The following is a 21,633-nucleotide window of genomic DNA, read 5'->3' as shown; positions in this document are numbered from 1 at the left end:
TAAGATGAAGAATATTTTTAAAATTATATTTTTATTATTATTTTTTGCTTTTTTATTTTTTTCACCTCTTGCTAATGTTTTAGCTCAAAATGAAATGAATCTTAACCAAGGCTTGTCAGATTTTGGCAACACAGCCGGGTATGGACAAGCTGATTTACCTCAAGTTGTTGGCAATATTATAAAAATCGTGCTTGGTTTACTCGGATTAATCGGTGTAATTATAATAATAACAGGAGGGGTTATTTGGTTAACTTCAGCTGGTGACCCTGAAAAAATAAAAAAAGCTAGAAGAATTATGCAAGAAGGCATAATTGGAATGATAATTATTCTTTCTTCGTATGCAATAGTGGCTTTTATAATGACTAGATTTGCTGGAATTACAGGGGAGGGGTGGACAGGATCAGGAGGAGACCCAGGTGGTTCTGGTTCATATGGTGATGTTTTTAAAATAACCAAAATTGAGACAACTCATGGTGGGGATGAGGCAAGCTATCATCAAGATGTATATCTTTGTTCAGCTGTTCAGCCCCTTTTTAATTCTAGGGTTAATAGCGGGAAAATAGATGATTTAGTTCTTGATGAAAGCATAAAAATAACTAATAATGTTGGAGAAATTTTTACTGGAACATGGCAAACACGTAATAATGCTATTATTTTTAAACATGTGGCTACACTTTTTGATGCTAATACTAATTATTCTGCTTATTTACCAAAACAAATATTAGATTCGCAGGGCCGGACATTACAAGAATGTATTGCCTCGGGTAATTGTCAAGAAACAGGCAGTAATTTTATTTGGGATTTTACAACCGGAGAAACAACAGACATCATTAATCCGGAAGTTACTTCAACTTATCCAATTTCTGATATTAATGACCTTGATTATCCAGACACAAATGTCTCCATGAACCCAGTTATTCAAGTAAGATTTTCAGAGCCGATTGATGTGACGACAGTAATGGACGAAAACAATAATTTAATAGCAAATAATATTTGGGTAGACAAATTGAGTGAAGAAGGAGGAGCAATAGAAGAAACATTTATGGCTGATGTTTGGGAGGTAGAGATGGCTGGTAATGGTTTTAATTTAGAATTAATTGATAGTAATTTATTGGAATCATTTACTTGGTATAGAATTCACGTTGAACATATTATGGACCTTTGTGGCAATGAAATGACTGAAGCAAAAGAGTGGGAATTTCAAACAAATGATTCATCTCCTGGCATAAAATCATGGCATCCTACTGGAGACAATACCTGTCCAGATGCTGACATTATGGCTGTTTTCAATACATCTATGTATAACAAACGGGTTGAAATTACTTTAACAGGGGGAGGGGACAATATAAACATAAGCATAAACCCATCTCAAGTTGGCGAACCATACTCTGTTCAATTTGCGGGTGGAACATTTAGGGTTGATGATGTTCAAAATATGAACAAATTCAAGGTTTTTATACTTGAATTAGACAATAATTTGCAAAATAATACACCATATAATGTATCTATAATGACTGATTTAGTGATGAATCAGCAAGGAGATTTACTCACACATTCATGGGATTTTACTTCAGCTACTTTAGAAACATGTGTTTGTTCTCCATTTATTTCGCGGTTAACCCCGGATCAAGGATCAGAAGGGGAGTGTTTGACAATTCATGGTTCATGTTTGGCCGGGACAACTTATCAGCCAGCCGAACCTTTTGATGTTAATTTTGTTGCCGGGGCAGCCACAAGTACTATTATCACAATGCCTGTTCAAGGTTATGACGGGCGATACATTACTACAATGGTTCCGTCTGACAATGAAGGGGCAGACTACTTGGAGGGGGATATACTTGATGTTAAAACATCAATTGTTTATGAAGATAGTGGGCAGTCCTTGGAAAGTAATTCTTCTCAATTTTATGTTGATAGTTTGTTTCAGGCACAAGGACCATGCTTATTTAAAATAACACCTGCTTATGGTTATCCAAACATAAATAATGTTGATTTAAGAGGAATAAGATTTGATGAGGAATCTGAATTATCTCAAGTAAGGTTTTATTCTAATAAAATTGCTTCTTATGATTCATGGACAGATATTAAAGTATCTTCAGCACTGGTTCCTCTTGGAACAGTCACAGGTGATGTTGTTTTAATTAATAACATTGGTCAAAGCAATCCTTTGCCTTTCACTTCTTTAGACCATCAATTGCCAGTTATCACGGAAATTAGTCCAAATAGAGGAACAAATGATATTACCATCCCAACTTATATTACTATTACGGGGGAACATTTTAGTAATAATAAAGGACAAAAATATATTGGGTTTAAGGATTCACAAGAAAACATTTATACAGCTGAAATAGGTTGTAATAATTGGTCAGATACAAAAATTGTAGCAGTTGTTCCAGCAGAGCTAACAATGGATGAAAGTTATCAGGTAGCTGTAATTGATCCTTATTGGGGAGAAAGCAATAAAGAAGATTTCTTCGTTACTGCTGAATTTCATCCGGCAATTTGTAAATTAAACCCAAATAATGGTAATGTTGGAGATAATATTGATATTAATGGAATTAGTTTTGGTAATGATATTGGGGATAGTAATGTTACTTTTGCGGGCACAACTATTGATGGAATTGACGAGAATAATTGGGAAAATATATCAATTGGTTTTAATGTGCCAAACAATCAAGAACAAGAAGCAGATGTTATTGTTAGGGTTCGCTCACCAATTGAAACAGGATTTCCCTTAAAGGCGTCTAATCCGGTTCCATTTTATAAACCACCTAAAATTATTAAAATTACTCCTGATAATGGGCCCTTGACAACTTGGATAACTATTAAAGGCGAAAACTTTGGTTCATCTTTTGGAAATGTTTATTTTAAATATAATGGAATTAATTATTTAGCTGATTCTTTGCCAGATTTTTGTCCATCTAACTGGACTAATGAACAAATTATTGTTGTGGTGCCAAACGAATTGCCTGCTCTTTCAGAAGAATCAAATAATTATGATGTTGATGTTTTCATTGAAACATCAGCTGGAATTAATAGTAATGAAAAATCATGGGAAGTTAATAAAAGCCCATTAGGCCCAGCTTTGTGTTCAATAGATCCTTATTATGGGCTAGTAGGGTATTCTCCTATTGAAATAAAGGGAGTGAGATTTACCTTAGAACCTGAAATTACGGGTAGAGAACTAATTTTTAAAAATAATAAATTGGCTGGAGTTTTATCATGGGTATCTGATACTTTAATAGATGATATTGCTGTACCAGCTCAAGCAGTTACAGGAGGAGTGTTTGTAAGGAAAAAAATTAAAACAAATTTTCGTTTAGTTTGTAATGGTTTTCAGTTTGGGGAGACCTGTTTTGGTGATTGGGAAGAAATATGGGATGAAGAATGGATAAATAGCAATTCTTTACATTTTATGACTGAAATTCCAGAAGGAGAAGAGTTATTAATGGTAGCCCAAAGGAATGATTGTTCTTCTTCATACAGAACTCCAAACCCATGGCCTGACTCAGATTATGCTTGTAAAAACGCAGGCATTTTAGTTGAATTTAATCAAATTGTAACTACTGGGTTAAATAATAATAATATTATTATTAAAAAATGTAATTCTGCTAATGAAGATTTTGATCAAGAGGATTGCGTTGTAATTAGTGGCTCAATAATAGAAATGCAATTATCAAATTATACTGGGGTTAAATTTGAACCAGATAATCTTTTAGATGCTAATTATTGGTATCAGGCAATTATTAAAAGTGGTCCTAGCGGTGTTGTAGGAGAAACAGGCAATCAATTAGATGGTAACGAAAATGGATTTGAAGATAACACTCCTAATGATGATTATGTTTGGAAATTTAAAACAAATAATCAAGAAGAACTTTGTCCGGTTGAACAGGTTATGCTTATTGAAAATGTTCCAGCAGATGAATTGCCAGGAAAAATTATCCACCCTAATACAAGAGATTATTTTTCTTCTGCCATTGGTCCAAATTGTCAGATTTTAACAAGTGGTATGACATGGGCATGGGCATCATCAGATATTGGCATTGCTACAATAACACCACAAACAGAACCATCTCAAGCTCAAGCAGAATCTGTTTCTTTGGGTGAAATTGATATTGTTTCAACCACAACTCTTGATGGGCAAGATACGGAAGCACAAATTCATTTAGAGGTTGCTACACAAATTAATATAGAGTCAATCAATCCAAGTAATAATGAATCTGGTGTTTGTAGAAATATTTTTCCTATTATTGTATTTAATCAAAAGGCAAACTTAGCCACTATTTCATCAACCACAATAAATTTTTATGGCAAATATGAGGCATCTCAGACAGAATTAAATTGTTATGAAGAAGCGCAAGGTGTTTGGTGGTGTGAATTGCCAATTGTTATATCTAAATTTCATAATGCTAATAATAAAACAGAAGTTTATATAAATGTAGGATTATTAATAGCCAATAATGATTATAAGATAGAAATCAGTGGAGGAGAAAATGGAATATATAGTTTTTATGATATTGTCATGGGAAATGATTATTTGTTTGAATTTTCAACCAAAGAAGATATTTGTTCGGCAAACTTAATAGATATAGACGTAATTCCTGAAATTATTGAAAATACTCAAGAAATTTCAGAGAATGATTTTATCTTTTTTAATGCAGGAGATGATATTGATTTTATGGCAACAGTAAAAGATGATGACAATAATCAAATTATACAAGTGACAAACCTATATGAATGGCAATGGTTATGGTCATCTTCTGACCAAGAGATAATCAATATTAATGATTCGTCAACTACTGATAATGAAACAGGGGTGGTTCAAAATAATAATGGGAACTCTGAAATAATAGGAGGCATTGAAATCATTATTGATGCTCTTAATCAGACAGTTGGGGATCAATATTTAAAAAAGATTCAAACCAAGGTTTTTTTATGTGAAAATCCTTGGTTTTATCAGGATTGGACAGGAGGAACCAATTATGGTAATGCTGTTGGTGAAAATGAAGAAACCAATTTTGAATTATTATATTGTAGGGATTAAATAATTTATGTTTAAAAAAACAATAATAAAAATTTTATTATTTATCAGTATGGTGGCTGTATTATTTTTGATTTTTATTAATTATAAATTCACGTCTGCACAGGATCTTTTACCTGAGATAGATACTCCTGTATTTTTAATGCCAACCGAAAACATGGTCAAGGAAATCATTTTCCCAATAACAGGGAATGACGATGTGATTGGTTTGAGAGTATATAAAAATCCTAAACGTTTTAAGGTTTTGGACTGGTATAATGAATATGCTTATTCTCCTGGAAGCCCAACCAATGTAGTTATTGATGGCTATAACGGGCTTAATGACGGCAGAACAATTTATGTTGGAGTAGCTGATGTTATGGATGAAGAAACAAGTCCAGTTATTAACACTAGAATTTATCTTATTTCTCGCAATGATAATGCTAGCTCAGACACCATAAATATTTTTAATCAAATGTTAAGCAACTGGAGATTTAATGTTAATATTGAAGACGAAAATCACAAGAATCAGATTAAAAGGGATTTAAATAGAATTTATGACTTTAAGCAAGCAATTATTCCTAATTTAAAAAATTATAAAAATTCATCAGGAAATTATCCAGAATTAACATCAGGCACCTATATCCAGGGGCAAACAAATAGTAAATGGATTTCATGGCAAAATGTCTTTGGGTCTTTATTGGGGCAAACACTACCGATTGACCCTATTAATGAATTTAATGGATTTTGTGCTGGCTGTCCATCAGACACTGATTCGTCTGATTATCAATGTAATAATACTTGTTATAATTCAAATACTTTTTATTTTGAACATCCTAATGGCTCTTATGTTTATCAATATTATGCTCCAGAAGATTCGGCTTGCTTAGGGGATTATTATACCGGGGCTGCTAATTTTGAATATAAGCCAACTGATGGATATGTTACTTGGCAAGGAGAAGATATTTCTGGTAATGAAGATAATATAATAATTTCTCAATTAGACGAAATAGGTATTTCCAATTTTTCATATAGTCCGCCAGAAGCTCCTGTTTGTGGCAATAATATCATGGAATGTGGAGAAGTTTGTGATCAAAATCAAAATTCTAAAGAAAATGCTTTTTGTAATCAAACTACTCTTTGTTTTGGGTGGGCTTGTGAGATAGATTGGGCTGATTGTAATGGAGACCTTCAAGAAGATACTTCAAATGGTTGCGAAACTCATATTGGTGGCTCTGCTGACAATTGTGATGTTTGTGGAAATATTTGTTATGTGCCTGACAATGGAACATCTCAATGTATTGATGGAGAATGTAGTTGGTCTTGTAATGAGAATTATCGGGGTTGGCAAAACACATGTCAGTTAGACCAGTGTCAATCACCAGCTGGAGAAATTAATGATTCTAATGCTCAAACATGTTCAATCGCTAATGGACAGGGCGAACAACAGAGGTATTGCGAAGATTATTACCCAACTCAACCAACGCCTGACTGGGGAGCATGGGGAAGTTGTTATGCTACTACTTGCAATAATGATTACAGGGGATGTACTCCTGGGCAGACATGTTTACTAGCCAATAACGATTGTATTTATTGTGGACTAGACCATTGTGTGTCTCCAAATACAGATATTGATCAATCACAAACAAGAGATTGTGGCATGGCCAATGGAAATGGCGAACAAGAAAGAACTTGTCTTGATTCTTGCCCTAATCCTGACTGGGGAGCATGGGGGACTTGTTATGTTACAGCATGTGATTATGGCTATAGGATTTATCAATCATATAATATTTGTGAATTAGATCATTGTTCTGATGATGAAAATACATGGGGAACTATAGGGGATTTTGACACAAGAGATTGCACAGCCCTAAAAGAACATGCTCAAGATGCTGATGAATCAAGAGAATGCATTGATAGCCATCCTCCTTTTTGGCAAAATTGGTCATGTGTTTTAAATGAATGTCTTTATAATCCAACTGATGGCTATTATAGAATTTATAACAATCAGTGTGAAGTAGCTCATTGTACAGATGCTTTTACAAACCCGGATGTACCTGCCAATAATTCAGAAACACAAGTTTGTGACTTGTATTGTGATTTATATGGAACTCAAGTTGATTGCGGAGACGGAACACAGCATAGGGATTGCAATTTTAGTATTCATCCTCCTGCTTGGCCCAATTGGAGTGGAATAACTTGTTTGGTAGATAATTGTATTAATGGCTATCACCAAGTAGGCGATGATAGTTGTGTTATTGATATTCCATCAACTCCAAGCGATTTATCAGCAACCGTAATATCTTCATCACAAATAGAATTATCATGGACAGACAATGCTGATACTGAAACAGGAATTAAAATAGAAAGAAGCTCTGATGGAGTTATTTGGCAAGAGATTAACACGGTTGCTTATGATGTAACATCATATATTGATGGAAGTTTAGCTCCAAATACTCTTTATCATTATCAAATAAAGGCCTATAATAATGGTGGGGATTCAACTTATTCAAACATTGCTTTTGAAACAACCCATCCATTGGCCCCACTTGCTCCAAGCGGTTTATCGGCTTTAGCAGTATCTTCGTCTCAAGTAAATTTATCATGGAGTGATAATTCTACAAACGAAACAGGGTTTATAATTGAAAGAGCTGATTTAATTGATGGAACATGGACAAGCTGGGTAGAAATCGTAGCTCTCGGAGTAAATGAAAATTCATACAATAATGATACTGGGCTTGGAATAAATATGACTTATAATTACAAGGTCAAGGCCTATAATAGTGGTGGTAGTTCTGGCTATTCTAATCAGTCAGAAGTGACTACATTGTTGCCTGCTCCTGCATTAAATTTTTGTCAAATAGATGATGAAGAGATTCGCTTGTTATGGCCAGATTATGGTGATAATGGACAAACGGGTTTTATTTTAGAAAGAAAATTCAACAGTGAATCATGGCTAATTCTAACAGACAGTATTCCAGCTAATGAATATTTATATAATGACGAAAATGTTATGGGAAATACTGGCGATATTTATCATTATAGAATAAAAGCATATAATATTAATAATACATCGGAATATTCCAATGAAGTTATGGTTAATTATTATTGTTTCTTCTATCAAGAAGGTTGTTCTTCGTGTAATTAATTTATAAAAAAATAAAAAATTATATTTATGTCAGAAGAAAAAATAGAAGATATTTTTAAAGAAGTTGAAAGGTCTTCTAAAAAACAAACAAATCAAGAGACATTTAAGCAAGAAGCTGATTTAATGGCTAACAAGAACAAATCTCCAATTAAAGTGAGACAAGTGAATGTTGATAATCCTTTGCCAAAAAAATTATTATTGAAAAAATTTTTAAAACCAACCATACTTATAATTATAGTAATAATGGTTGTTGGGGGAGCATTGTATGGTTGGAAAAATTTAAAACAAACTAACCAGCCAGAAATTATTATTCCGATAGTCAATCCAGCTCCAGAAGTAAATGTTCAAGAAAAAGATGAATCAATTATTAAAAAAGACATCAACGATGATGCTGACAGGGATGGACTTAAAGACGAAGAAGAATCAGCGTTGGGCACAAATAAAAATAAAATAGATTCAGATGATGATGGATTATCAGATTATGAAGAAGTAAAAATTTATTTAACAGATCCTTTAAATAAAGATACTGATGGAGATGGAAATACTGACGGAGATGAAATAAAAAACAGAAAAGACCCAAATAATCCAGACGTAGGTGCTTTATTATTTAATTTACAAGAAGAAATAAAAAAATTAAAATAATTTTATGTTTGAAGATAAAAATAAAACAAATAATTCGTCTCCTCAATCTCAGCCAACTCCTGCTCCTCAACCAGCCCCAAAGCCGGCTGGTTCGGTTCCAGTTCCTCAGCCAACTCCTGTTTCTCAGCCAACTCCTGCTCCTCAGCCAACTCCTGCTCCTCAACCAGTCCCAAAGTCGGCTGGTTCGGTTCCAGTTCCTCAGCCAACTCCTGCTTCTCAACCAGCCCCTGAGTCGGCTGGTTCAGTTCCTGCTCCTCAGCCAACTCCTGCTCCTCAGCCAGCCCCTGAGTCGGCTGGTTCGGTTCCAGTTCCTCAGCCAACTCCTGCTCCTCAACCAGCCCCTGAGTCGGCTGGTTCAGTTCCTGCTCCTCAGCCAACTTCTGTGCCTCAACCAGCCCCAAAGCCGGCTGGTTCAGTTCCAGCTCCTCAGCTCCAGAAGATTGATACAAAACAAGAGGAATTTGAAACGCCTGAGTTAGCTAAAAAAGAAATTATTGAAAAAGCAGCCCAAGAAGGAGCATCTTCTAAGGGAAAGGTTTATACAATGCCCGGTAAATTTAAAAAATTTAAACCAAAAAAGAAAAAAAGAAAGAAAAAGAAAAATATAATAATTTTTGTAATTTTAATTATTTTACTACTTGGTGGCGGTGGCTTTGGTTTTTTTATGTGGATGAATAATTATTATCAATCAGTTCAAGAACAACCTCAACCACAAACAGAGGTAAAAGAAGAAGAACAAGCAGAGCCAGCGCCAACAGAAGGAGAGGTAAAAGAAGAAGAACAAGCAGAAGAGACAATTAAAGAAGAAGAACAGCCAATAGAGGAAGAATCGATAATTGAAGAGGTTTTATCAGCAGAACAAATAATTACAACCGAGGCGGTTAATAATGAAAACAAAAAAATTGCAGAAATTGAATTTTATTTGCCAGCCGGAGCAATTAATGAGAATACTACATTTGAAATGAATATTACATCTCAATTATGGACAAATAAATTACAGCAAGAATTTTTGGTAGAAGAATCTTCATACAAGGTTATTGAAACCATCTATAATTTTAATATTGAGCCAAATGATTTTTCACTTGTTTTTTCTGAGTCAGTTAGACTAAAAATATCATATAATCAAGAATTTATTAATGCTGATTGGGAAGAGCACTTAGTTTTAGGATATTTTAAAGATAATCTATGGACACCTCTTGAATCTATTTTGGACACGAATAAGAATACGTTATCTATTAATTTTGATATTTTGCCTTCAAAAATTTTTGCTATTCTAGTTGCCAAGGATAAAACAACTCCAAAAATTGAGAAATTCCAAATTGCTCCAAATATCCCTCTAAGCATTGATTCAGATAATGATGGATTAACTAATATAGAAGAAAATATTTTTACAACTCAAATAAATAATCCTGACACTGATGGTGACGGAAACCCTGATGGACAAGAGGTTCTTACATTAATGCACCCATTAAATTCTGGAGAAGCACAACTTGCCAGTTCTGGGTTAATTAATGTTTATACCAACCCAACTTATTCCTATAGTTTTTTCTATCCAAGTTCATGGTTGGCCAGAGCATTGCCAGAAACAGCTAATCAAGAAGTATTAGTGATTACTAATACTGGAGAATTTTTTAGCATCACAGTGGAAAATAATTTAGAAAAATTATCTCCAAAAGAATGGTATTTAAGACAATCTCCAGACATTGCAGAAGAATTATTATTTGAGACAATTATAGACAATCAACCAGCTATATGGAATCCTGAAAAATTAACAATATATACTGCTAAAGAGGATAGGGTCTATGCAATTTCTTATAACATTGGTATAGAAAAAAAATCAAATTTCAAAACCTGTTTTGAAATGTTAATAAATAGTTTCCAATTCATTGTTCAAATACAAGGAAGACCTAATAATACATTGATTAAGTATCCTGATAGTCCGGGAGTTTATCTTATTGAAAATAATAAAAAAAGAGCTTTTCAATCAGGAGAAATATTTGAGATGATAGGATTTAAATGGGAAGACGTAATAGAAATTCCCATCAATGAAGTTTATGAGGATGGCGATATCATAAGCGGACGATTAAATGGGACTTTGATTAAATATCCTAACAGTTCAGGTATTTATTTTATTGAAGATAATAAAAAAAGAGCTTTTCAATCAGGAGAAATATTTGAAATGCTAGGGTTTAAATGGGAAGATGTAATAGAGATTTTGGTTGGAGAAATATATGAAGATGGTCCAATAATTGGAAACACATCATCAATAACTCCAGTCATTGAAGAAGGTAACACGACTTCAACTCCTGGTTCAGAATAATTTTTTTATGATAAAAAAAATAATATTTTTAATTATTATTGTTTTATTTTTTTTCATTTTTCTCTTTAAAGGAGAAAATGTTTTTTATTTTCTTTTAAGCCCTTTACAAAGATTTTTTTCTTTTTCTTTAGTTCAAAACAATCTTGATAATAATATTTGTGATGAAAAAACTCAAATTAAAATATTTCAAAATGAAAATCAAATTTTAAGAAAACATCTTAATTTTCTTGAGAAATCAAAAGATAAATTTATTTTAACTAACGTTATCGGTAGAAAAATAGGAGTTGATTCCAACTGGACATTATTAGATAAAGGAAAAAATGATGGGGTAATCAACGGGCTAGCAGTTGTTGATGCCAGAGGGTTTTTGATAGGTAAAATATACAAAACAACGGATTATTATTCATTTTTAATGCCAATATTTGACTATAGGTCTTTAATTTCAGCAGATATTTTAAGCAATGTTAATGATAATGAACAAACAAACAATATTGTGTCAGGAATTATCAAGGGGCAGTATGAATCAACCATAAAAATAGAATATGTTCCATCAAATAAAAAAGTAAATATTGATGATTTTATTATTACTTCTGGGTTACAAGAAAATATTAGAAGAGGTATAATTATTGGAAAAATAGATGCAATAAATGAAAATACGAGCACTATTTTTAAGGATATAATTATAAAATCTTTTTTTAATAAGAATTTTAGGATAGCTTCTATTATACTTCCAAAATAAACATATGGAAATTTTTAAATTTTTTTCAATTCTTTTACTAATTTTAATTTTTTTTGTATTAAATTTATCTTTAACATTTATATTTAAAGACATTTCTTTAGTTTTTGTTTTAATTATTGTCTTGGCGATAATATATTCAATCAAAATGCCATCTAATAAAAATATTCCTTATAATCTATTGATATTCTTTGCTTGGGCTGGAATTTTGTTAGACATATATTCTATTTTTCCAAAAGGATTAATGTTTTTGTCATTATTTTTAAGTGCCTGTATTAGTTATAAATTTATTGTTCAAAAATTAAATTTATCAAGTTCTTTAAATATTTTTATTACTGGATTTTTAATGAGTTTTGTTTGGCAAATATTTTTTTTAGGGCTTAATTACATCTATTATTTTTTTAATTTATTAGAAACAAAAATTAATATTAATGAAATTTATATATCTAATATTTTTTTATTGTTATTTTTGCAAGGGTTTTTAGTTGTTTTTATGATTTTTGTTTTAAAAATGACAAAATTTAATTTTCATAAATCATGAAAGATTTGTTTTCAATAAAATTAAAAGATAATAGTATTAGAGATAATAAAATAGAAAAATCTTCATATAATCCAGTAGAGTTTGACTACACCTCAACCAACCAAGAAAGCATGGATGCATCAACTTTGGTTGAGCCAATTAAAAATAGTAGAATTTATTGGCTCTATTTTTTATTTATCTTCTGTTTTTTAATTATTATTGGGCGAATTACTTGGCTACAAATTGTTTTAGGAAATAAATATGAAAATATTGCAGAAGGGAATAGAATTAGAATAACTAAAATAAAACCAGATAGAGGGCTTATTTATGACTCAAATCTTAATTTATTAGTAGAAAATATTCCAAAATTTTCATTAATTGTAGTGCCCGGAGACCTGCCAAAAGACGAGCTAATCAAGGCAACCATTATCAATGCTTTGAATAAAAAGATGGAGGAACTTGAAATATCCACCCAAGAACAAATTAAAATTTTTGAAAATTTAAATACATATTCATATAATAAAGTTATTCTCAAAAATAATTTAAGTCATTTAAATGCAATGAAATTAATGCTAGTGGTCAATAATTTGCAAGGCATTTTACTTGAGCCAAGTAGTCAACGTTATTATTTAATGCCAGCAAATTTTTCTCATATTTTGGGATATGTTGGTAAATTAAACAAACTTGAATTAACCAAGTATCCAGATTATTTAATTACAGATAATATAGGGAAGACGGGAATAGAATTGTATTACGAAGATGTTTTAAAAGGTAAATATGGCAGAAAAAAAATAGAAGTTGATTCTTTGGGTAAAGAAAAAAATATAATTTTTCAAGAAAAATCTATTTCAGGGCAAAATATAGTTCTTTCAATAAATGCTGAATTGCAAAGGAAAATATCTGAAATTTTAATAAAACATATTAAAAAAAACAAAAGTAGAGCTGGCACAATAATAGCAATGAATCCATCTAATGGTCAAATTTTAGCGATGTTTAGCTGGCCTAGTTATGATAATAATATTTTTATTGATTCTGACAAAATAAAATATGAGAGCATTATTAATAACCCAGATAAACCACTTGTTTTTAGAGCAATAGCTGGAGAATATCCATCTGGATCAATTATAAAACCAATTATTGCAATTGGAGCTCTTGAAGAAGAAGTAATTAGCGGGAGAACATTAATTTATTCTACCGGAGGAATAAATGTTGATAAATGGTTTTTTGCTGACTGGAAAAAAGGAGGGCATGGATATACAGATGTTATAAAAGCATTATCAGAATCAGTTAATACATTTTTTTATTATATTGGAGGCGGTTTTGAAAAATTTAACGGGTTGGGTATTGATAAAATACATTTTTATACTAATTTATTTGGATTAAATCAACTAACAAATATTGATTTACCAACTGAAAGGGCTGGCTTAATAGCAAATCCAGAATGGAAACAAGCAGTAAAAAAAGAACAATGGTATATTGGAGATACTTATCATGTTTCAATAGGACAAGGAGATGTTTTAGTTACTCCAATTCAAGTAGTTAATTATATTTCTGCTATAGCAAATAATGGCACATTGTTTGAACCGTCTTTGGTTAAAGAAATACAAGCACAAGCTAATCAAACAAATCAACAAATATCTCCAAAAATTTTAAGACAAAATTTTGTATCTCAAGAAAGCATTGAATTAATAAAAACAGGGCTAAGAAGAGCTGTCACAACCGGGAGTGCTAAAAGATTATCTACACTTAAAATAAATGTGGCTGGCAAAACTGGTACAGCTCAGGTTGGAGGAGATAAAGAGCCACACGCATGGTTTATTGGGTTTGCTCCATATGAAAATCCAGAGATAGCTTTTGTTGTTTTGATAGAAAACGGGGGAGAAGGGAGCAAAGTAGCTGTTCCGGTTGCCAAAGAGCTTTTAGAATGGTTTTTTGATGAATAAGCTTGTTTTAGTCAAATAAAATTGTTATAATTTAGAAAATAAAAGTCGATATTTAATTAAATAATTATTTTAAGAAATATGAACAAAAAAATTAACCTAATAATTGGAATAATTTTTCTTTTAATTGCAATCGTATTACTCTTTCTTGATATTCATTATTTGATTATTATTGGAATCGCTTTAATTGGTTTAATTTTGCTTTTTTTGTCATTAAAAGGAGAAAAAAATTTACCAATTGTAGCTAAAGAACCTTCTCTGCCAACCAAGACAGAAGAAGAAAAAACTCCAGTACAGCCATCTGCCCCAGAGTTTTCTGAAAATATTCCTTCATCATCTGAAAATATTCCTTCGGATTCAGAAGATTTTTCAGATGATTCACCTGAAAAGTTGGAATAAAAAAAATTATAACAAAACAAAATTAATAATATCAGGGTGACCATTATAGAAATCCCTAGATGTTATTATTTTCTTTCCTTGTATTTGTATTTTTTCAAGAATTAAAGCGTTTTTTTGACAACTAACACATATTTTTTTATCTTTAGATAAAAAAACTTTACCCACGGGCTCTCTTTTTTTAATTTTTAAAATATTAGCTTCAATAATTTTTAAAATTTTATTATCTAAAATAGTATATGAATTAGGCCAAAGATTATAGGCCCTAATACTCGCTTCAATTTTTTTAGCAGATTGGTTCCAATTAATTTTCCCATCTGTTTTTTTTATTTTATATGTAAAGCTTGCTTGTTGATGATTTTGTGGAATTGGTTTTAATTTATTTTTAAACCATTTTGGTAAAATTTCAATTAATAAATCAGCTCCTATGTTTGCTAATTTTTTAGATAATTCTTTATAAGTAGTTAATTTAATTTCAATTTCTTGCTGAATAATTATATCGCCGTGATCCATTTTTTCATCCATAAGAATAATACTAACTCCTGTTTGTTTGTCTAAAGAGAGAATAGATTGATGAATAGGGGAGGCACCTCTATATTTTGGCAAAAGAGATGGATGTATATTAATACATCCATATTTTGGTATATCTAAAATTTTTTTAGGTAGAATTAGCCCATAAGCTGTTACAATGAATAAATCTGGCTGAATTTTTAATAATTTATTTGTAATTTTATCATTATTGTTTAAAGATTTTGGTTGCCAAACATCAATTTTATTATTAATGCTTATCTTTTTAGTCAAAGATGGGGATAAAATTTGCTTCCGACCAATTAATTTATCAGGACAAGTGATAGTTACTATTGGTTTGAATTTTGTTTTAATTAATTTTTTTAATATTATTTCAGCAAATTCAGGTGTACCAAAAAAAACAATTTTATATTTTTTATTCATTAGATTATAAAATTTATTTTATCTTTTTCCATTTAATATCTTTTTCTTCTCCTGCAAATTCGCGCCACTCATTATCATCAACTATTACAAACCAGGCCTTTTTTGATTGACTCCATATCATTGGGTTTCCTTGATAAAATGGTTTTTTAACAATTTCTTTTGGTTTTAATTTATCTAATTCGAGCCATTTTTTAAAGATTGTTTCAATAGAATAATCAAGGTTTCTTGATTTTGCCCATTGTGAAATTTTATCAATTGCTTGTTTTGATTTTTTTAAAGAACCAGCTAATTCTAATAATTGTTTAGCTGGCCTGGTAAAACGAGAATATATTATTTTTCTTTTCTTACAATCTTTTTTTATTTGTTCTAAATTTATTCCTTTGCTATAAAAAAAATGATTAACAACTTTTTGTATATCTGTTTCTTTAGTTGTTTTATTTTTTTTAGCTTTATGAATAGAGGTCTTGCGTTTTAAGGTAGTTTTTATTTCTTTATTTTTTTTCATGGTCTATTTAAAATTTAAAAATTTACTTCTGGAACTGTCCTAGCATCTTTTTCTTCAAGTTCAAAAAATTCAGATTTTTTAAAATTAAATATTTGAGCTATTAAATTAGTGGGGAAAATTTCTTGTTTTGTATTAAAGTCTCGAACATTACTATTATAAAATCGTCTAGCTGCTTGAATTTTATTTTCTGTATCAACAAGTTCATCTTGAAGAGATTTAAAATTAGCAGATGCTTTTAATTCAGGATAATTTTCTGATACTGCAAAAAGAGATTTTAAAGCTCCTGATAAACCTTTTTCAGCACTGGCTTTTTTAGTTGGATTTTGTGCTCCCATGGCTGTTGTTCTGGCTTTTGTAACTTTTTCAAAAACTTCTTTTTCGTGAGTAGCATATGCTTTGACGGTTTTAATTAAATTCGGAATTAAATTATAGCGACGCTTCAATTGAACATCAATGTCTGACCATGATTCTTTTGTTCTGTTTTGCCAACGAATTAAAGAATTATATGATGCAATTATCCATAAAATAATTACAGCAATAATCCCTATTAAAATCCATAAATAATAATTAGTCATAATATTTATTAAAAGTTAATTAATTATATCAAAGTCTGTCACTAAAAATCCTTTATTATCCATTGACTCATAGGACAGAATTTTTGTTTTATAATTTGTTTTATATAGTATACCAAAAAGAAGACATAAAGACAGCAAGTCCATGTATTCTTTGTTGCTCGCGATAAGTTTACTTAAAAATTCTAAAAAATCATGAATTTGATTTTTTTTAATATATTTTATAAGTTTTTTATTAACTTCATCTTTGTTATTTTTAGGTCCATGAAAAAAATTAGAAGAAGCAATTATTCCTATTTTTTTATTTGTAAATAAAATCTCTTGTTTTAATTTTTTCCCGAAATTATAATGGTCTTTGGGGCTCAAACATGAATGAGAGATTGGCACTATGGGACAGTTTTTATCAAAATAATACAAAGGAATAGATATTTGATGGTCGATATTTGTTTGAGTTATCATTGTTAATTTAATTTTATCTGTTTCAAATTTTTCTTTAATTTTATGAGAGAGTTCAATAGCTGGTTTAAATTTAATTGTTGTTTTTAAATTGCCAAATTTAGCAAAATTAGTAATATATTCTTCAGACAAATTAAGAGCCATAGCATTATTAAAAATTGGCAAATGACTAGATAAAACTATTATTGAATCAGGAGCTAATAAAGATTTTGCTTGAGATATATTTTTGATTGAATGATTTGTTTTTTTGAATAAATCAAGTTTGCCTGAATTAATTTCAGGAATAATAATTGGCATATTTGGAATTATAACAGAAAAAGATAACATAATTTTATTGTGTAATCATTAAAACATCTCCTAATTCATGTATATTTGATACTGGTTTTGACACATTAATAACCGATTCCCATTGATATCCCATTGTTTTGAATACTTCTTCCGAGAAAATAGGCATTTTTTTACTATTGCTAATAAGATAGACACATGGATCATTTACTATTTTTATCAATGATCCATCCTTGAATTTAATTGGGCTAGACATTTTATACTGATTAAGTTCGTCTGAATCTACTTTTATAAGAGAGCTATATGGATAATTGTTTTTTAAAATTGTTATGTCAATAATTGGATATTTGATATCTCCTTTAACATAAAAAACGCTATTTGTTTTACTGTCCTGCAATAAGGCCCCGGTTGGGTATGGTGATTTTATTGTATTGCCTGTCTTGTAAAGATTAATATCATTAAATTCAACTTCTATAATTTCATCAGGATGAAATCCAATTGCTTTAAATATTTCTTCTGAAATAGGGCGTTTTTTGTCTTCAACAATCATATATATTATTTTATCAGGGGATTGAATCAAAGAATAATTTGGAAAGCCCATTGGTTCGCCAATCTCGTAAGAATCAAGCTTTTCTTTGTCTATTATTTTAACATTTTTAAAATCATATCCAATTAAAAAAACACTTTTTGAGCGAAAGGGTCTTTTTTTGTTATTTTGAATAAGCCAAACGCCTGCTTCATTTTCAGCTCTTACAATTGTCCCATTTGTCTCTTTAGCAATCTCTTGTACAAACCAATTATCCCAGATTTCTTTGAATAGCCAATTATCAAAAAGATGAGGAGCATAGTTGTAAAGACCAGCCGTGGCCATATTACTAGGATAAATAATGTGGCCGTGTTCTTGAACAAGCGGGCGGTCTTTCCAGTTGATAAGAGTGGTTGTTTTTGTTCCAATCTTATATCTAAATTGCCAAGGATGGTCTAAATAATAATTAAATCTCCATGCAGCTCTATCTACTTGCAAAGCAAAGCCCCTGTATTTACTAACAGGGGATTGATAGTCATAGCAAGTAAAACCAGTAGCCCAATTATAATCATCTTGTGTAGGAGATTGCTTGGTTATCAAGCTTTTTTCTCTTTGTAATAATGTTATTAGAAATTCTGGATTTATTTTATATTCTTGACCGGCTCTATGTATTATGGTTGCAGCTGATTTTTTAATACCATCAACGTCATTAGTGTAATAATTTGCAATTCCTCCTCCTTTTTTATCTAAAAATGCTTGAATTTGTCCAACATCCATTGCTTGATAATTAGTTAGGTCATGATCAGAAATAATATAATTTGGCTCAAAAAGAGCGAAGACATTAAGAGGGAAAAATAGAAATCCTAAAATAGAAATTAATAGTATGTGTAAAAATCTAGGCATTAAATTTATTTTATAAATATTTTTTTATTCCTTACATCAACCCTAAAGACTCTTTTTTTGTCTGCTTGTCCACTAATCATTTTTAAAGCAAGTTTGTCAAGAATTTCTTTTTGAATTACTCTTTTTAACGGCCTAGCTCCATATGTTATATCATACCCAAGCTCTGTTAAAAGATCTTTTGCCTTATCTGTAACCACTAATTTAAGCTTTTTTGTTTTTAATCTAATAGCTACTTTTTTTAATTGCAAGTCAACAATTTTTTTAATATGTTTTTTTGCGAGAGTATGAAATATAATTGTTTCGTCAATTCTATTTAAAAATTCTGGTTTAAATGTTTTTCTTAGGGATTCATAAATCTTTTCCTCTATTATTTCTCCTTGCGTTTGCTTGGTTTTTTCTGATTCAAATCCAATATTAGATTTTGATGAATAATCTTTTATTAAATCAGTTCCGATATTCGAAGTCATTATAATAACAGTATTTTTAAAATTAACTGTTCTGCCTTTAGCGTCAGTAAGCTTTCCTTCGTCTAATATTTGTAATAAAATATTAAATATTTTTGGATGGGCTTTTTCTATTTCATCAAAAAGAATTACAGAATACGGTCTTTTTCTAACAATTTCTGTTAATTGCCCCCCCTCATCATATCCTATGTAACCAGGAGGGGACCCAATTATTTTTGAGACAGCATGACTTTCCATATATTCTGACATATCTATTTGAACTAACGCTTCTTCAGTATTAAATAAAAATTCTGCTAAACTTTTTGCTAATTCTGTTTTGCCAACCCCTGTTGGACCAAGAAAAATAAATGAACCAATTGGTTTGTTTTCTTCTGATATTCCTGCCATAGACCTTCTAATTGCATTAGCAACGGCCATGACAGCTTTTGCTTGACCAATTAATCTTTTATGAATCTCTTGTTCCATGTTGGCTAGTTTTTCGCTCTCTGCTTGCATCATTTTAGATACTGGAATTCCTGTCCACCTAGATACAATCTTAGCTATTTCTTCTTCTCCAATTTCTTCTTTTAATATTCTTTCATTTTTTTGAATCTTTTTTAATCTGGATTGATATGTTTTTATTTTTTTATTTAATTCTGGGATTAATCCGTATTTTATTTCGGCTACTTTTTGTAATTTTGTTTCTCTTTCAGCAATTTCAGATTCTTGTTTTAATTTATCAATAGTTTCTTTTGTTTTATGGATTTTAGTAATAATGTCTTTTTCTGTCTTCCATCTAATTTTAATTGCTTTAATTTTTTCTCTTAAATTTGCTAATTTTTTGTTTAACTTTGCTTTTTGCTGTTTGGCTTTTTTATCTTTTTTTAAAACAGCAATTTCTAATTCAATTTGTCTATATTTTCGTTGCAATTTATCTAATTCTTCTGGCTGGCTTTCTATTTCCATTCTTAGTGCTGAACAGGCTTCATCCATTAAATCAATTGCTTTATCTGGCAAAAATCGATCACTTATATATCTTTTTGATAGATTAACAGCAGCTATAATTGCCTTGTCCGTGATTCTTACGCCATGATGTATTTCATATTTTTCTTTTATCCCTCGCAAAATAGTAATTGCATCTTCTATATTTGGTTCTTTCACGTAAACTTGTTGAAATCGACGTTCTAAAGCTGCATCTTTTTCAATATGTTTTTGGTATTCTTTTAAGGTTGTTGCCCCTATGCAATGCAATTCTCCTCTGGCCAAGGCTGGTTTTAACATATTTGAAGCATCAATTGACCCTTCTGCTCCACCTGCACCAACCAAAGTATGCATTTCGTCAATAAAAAGGATATAATTCCCTGATTTTTTTATTTCTCTTAAAACTGCCCTTAATCGGCTTTCAAATTCTCCTCTAAATTTTGTACCAGCAATCATTCCTCCTAGGTCAAGCGAAACTAATTCTCTATTTTTTAATGACTCTGGAACATCCTTGGCTACAATTCTTTGGGCTAATCCTTCTGCAATAGCTGTTTTGCCAACACCTGCTTCACCAATTAAAACAGGATTATTTTTTTTTCTTCTACTCAATACTTGAATAATCCTTCTTATTTCATTATCTCTACCAATAATTGGATCAATTTCTTCGTTACGAGCCATTTTTGTTAAATTTACAGTATATTTTTCTAATGCTTGATACTTGCTCTCAGGGTCTGGCTCAGTTATTCTTTCAGAACCACGAACATCTGCTAATATTTTTAATATTTTCTCATAATCAATTTGAAATTCTTTATTTAATGCATCTTTTAATGTTGAGGGGATTGTAAGAATTGCTAGAAAAAAATGTTCTGTACTAACATATTCATCTTTTATTTTTTTTGCTTCTCTTGATGCCATGAATATAGTTTTTTGAAGCAAGGGAGAAATAAACATTTCTGCAACATTAGCAGTTTGTTCTTGCTTAATTTTTGGAGCTGATTTAATTAAATTATCAGCTTTTATTTTTAATTTAGCTATGTCTATTTCCATTTTTTTTAAGACAGCTAAAATAACACCATCTGTTTGTGTCAGCAGGGCAAGTATTAGATGACTTACATCAACTTGTTGTTGATTGTTTTCAATTGCTATATTATGCGCTGTTTGAATTGCTTCCTGCGCTTTGATAGTAAAGTTATTCATAATATATATTATAACATAATAATATTAGCAGTCAAGGACATAGAGTGCTAAGAAAAGAAAATTAAAATTTTTAAATTAAGAATTATTTTATA

The 21,633-nt window shown here is 30.6% G+C and carries 14 protein-coding genes; 8 read left to right on the top strand and 6 right to left on the bottom strand.

Annotation, left to right across the window (positions count from 1 at the left end):
• The first annotated feature begins 4 nt into the window (after nucleotides 1-4).
• The 8 genes from ISS06_00700 to ISS06_00665 all read left to right on the top strand — a co-directional run bounded on the left by ISS06_00700 (nucleotide 5) and on the right by ISS06_00665 (nucleotide 14,725).
• The gene (locus ISS06_00700; protein MBL7053708.1) at nucleotides 5-5,044 is read left to right on the top strand and encodes an Ig-like domain-containing protein; all 5,040 of its coding nucleotides are present in this window, start codon (nucleotides 5-7) and stop codon (nucleotides 5,042-5,044) included.
• A gap of 7 nt (nucleotides 5,045-5,051) precedes the next feature.
• Complete coding sequence (locus ISS06_00695) at nucleotides 5,052-8,168, top strand: fibronectin type III domain-containing protein (GenBank protein ID MBL7053707.1); 3,117 nt, start codon at nucleotides 5,052-5,054, stop codon at nucleotides 8,166-8,168.
• A gap of 27 nt (nucleotides 8,169-8,195) precedes the next feature.
• Nucleotides 8,196-8,810 carry a hypothetical protein gene (locus tag ISS06_00690; protein ID MBL7053706.1) on the top strand — a complete coding sequence of 205 codons (615 nt, stop codon included), beginning with the start codon at nucleotides 8,196-8,198 and terminating at the stop codon, nucleotides 8,808-8,810.
• A 4-nt stretch (nucleotides 8,811-8,814) separates the two neighbouring features.
• The gene (locus ISS06_00685; GenBank protein MBL7053705.1) at nucleotides 8,815-11,130 is read left to right on the top strand and encodes a hypothetical protein; all 2,316 of its coding nucleotides are present in this window, start codon (nucleotides 8,815-8,817) and stop codon (nucleotides 11,128-11,130) included.
• A gap of 7 nt (nucleotides 11,131-11,137) precedes the next feature.
• A complete protein-coding gene (locus ISS06_00680) occupies nucleotides 11,138-11,869 on the top strand; it encodes a rod shape-determining protein MreC (GenBank protein MBL7053704.1) in 732 nt (243 codons plus the stop codon).
• Nucleotides 11,870-11,873: 4 nt separating this feature from the next.
• A complete protein-coding gene (locus tag ISS06_00675; GenBank protein MBL7053703.1) occupies nucleotides 11,874-12,407 on the top strand; it encodes a hypothetical protein in 534 nt (177 codons plus the stop codon).
• Nucleotides 12,404-14,329, top strand: a complete 1,926-nt coding sequence (mrdA, locus tag ISS06_00670; protein ID MBL7053702.1) for a penicillin-binding protein 2 — start codon at nucleotides 12,404-12,406, stop codon at nucleotides 14,327-14,329. The genes ISS06_00675 and mrdA overlap by 4 nt, the downstream gene beginning before the upstream one ends.
• A gap of 78 nt (nucleotides 14,330-14,407) precedes the next feature.
• Nucleotides 14,408-14,725, top strand: a complete 318-nt coding sequence (locus ISS06_00665; GenBank protein MBL7053701.1) for a hypothetical protein — start codon at nucleotides 14,408-14,410, stop codon at nucleotides 14,723-14,725.
• 6 nt (nucleotides 14,726-14,731) lie between these two features.
• Here ISS06_00665 and ISS06_00660 read toward each other — a convergent pair whose 3' ends face one another.
• The 6 genes from ISS06_00660 to ISS06_00635 are packed head-to-tail and all read right to left on the bottom strand — an operon-like array spanning nucleotide 14,732 to nucleotide 21,541.
• The gene (locus ISS06_00660) at nucleotides 14,732-15,673 is read right to left on the bottom strand and encodes a methionyl-tRNA formyltransferase (protein MBL7053700.1); all 942 of its coding nucleotides are present in this window, start codon (nucleotides 15,671-15,673) and stop codon (nucleotides 14,732-14,734) included.
• Between the two features lie 13 nt (nucleotides 15,674-15,686).
• Nucleotides 15,687-16,178 carry a hypothetical protein gene (locus ISS06_00655; GenBank protein ID MBL7053699.1) on the bottom strand — a complete coding sequence of 164 codons (492 nt, stop codon included), beginning with the start codon at nucleotides 16,176-16,178 and terminating at the stop codon, nucleotides 15,687-15,689.
• A 14-nt stretch (nucleotides 16,179-16,192) separates the two neighbouring features.
• Nucleotides 16,193-16,753, bottom strand: coding sequence for a LemA family protein (locus tag ISS06_00650; GenBank protein ID MBL7053698.1), 561 nt, complete (start codon nucleotides 16,751-16,753; stop codon nucleotides 16,193-16,195).
• Nucleotides 16,754-16,768: 15 nt separating this feature from the next.
• Nucleotides 16,769-17,503, bottom strand: coding sequence for a hypothetical protein (locus ISS06_00645; protein ID MBL7053697.1), 735 nt, complete (start codon nucleotides 17,501-17,503; stop codon nucleotides 16,769-16,771).
• Between the two features lie 34 nt (nucleotides 17,504-17,537).
• Nucleotides 17,538-18,920 (bottom strand): hypothetical protein, encoded by a 1,383-nt coding sequence (locus ISS06_00640; protein MBL7053696.1) that lies wholly within the window; start codon nucleotides 18,918-18,920, stop codon nucleotides 17,538-17,540.
• Between the two features lie 5 nt (nucleotides 18,921-18,925).
• Nucleotides 18,926-21,541, bottom strand: coding sequence for an AAA family ATPase (locus ISS06_00635; protein ID MBL7053695.1), 2,616 nt, complete (start codon nucleotides 21,539-21,541; stop codon nucleotides 18,926-18,928).
• Nucleotides 21,542-21,633: the final 92 nt, after the last annotated feature.

The organism is Patescibacteria group bacterium (genome assembly GCA_016784145.1).
Classification (GTDB): Bacteria; Patescibacteriota; Patescibacteriia; order UBA2591; family UBA6264; genus BS150m-G65.
This window is presented reverse-complemented; position numbering and strand designations above follow the sequence as displayed.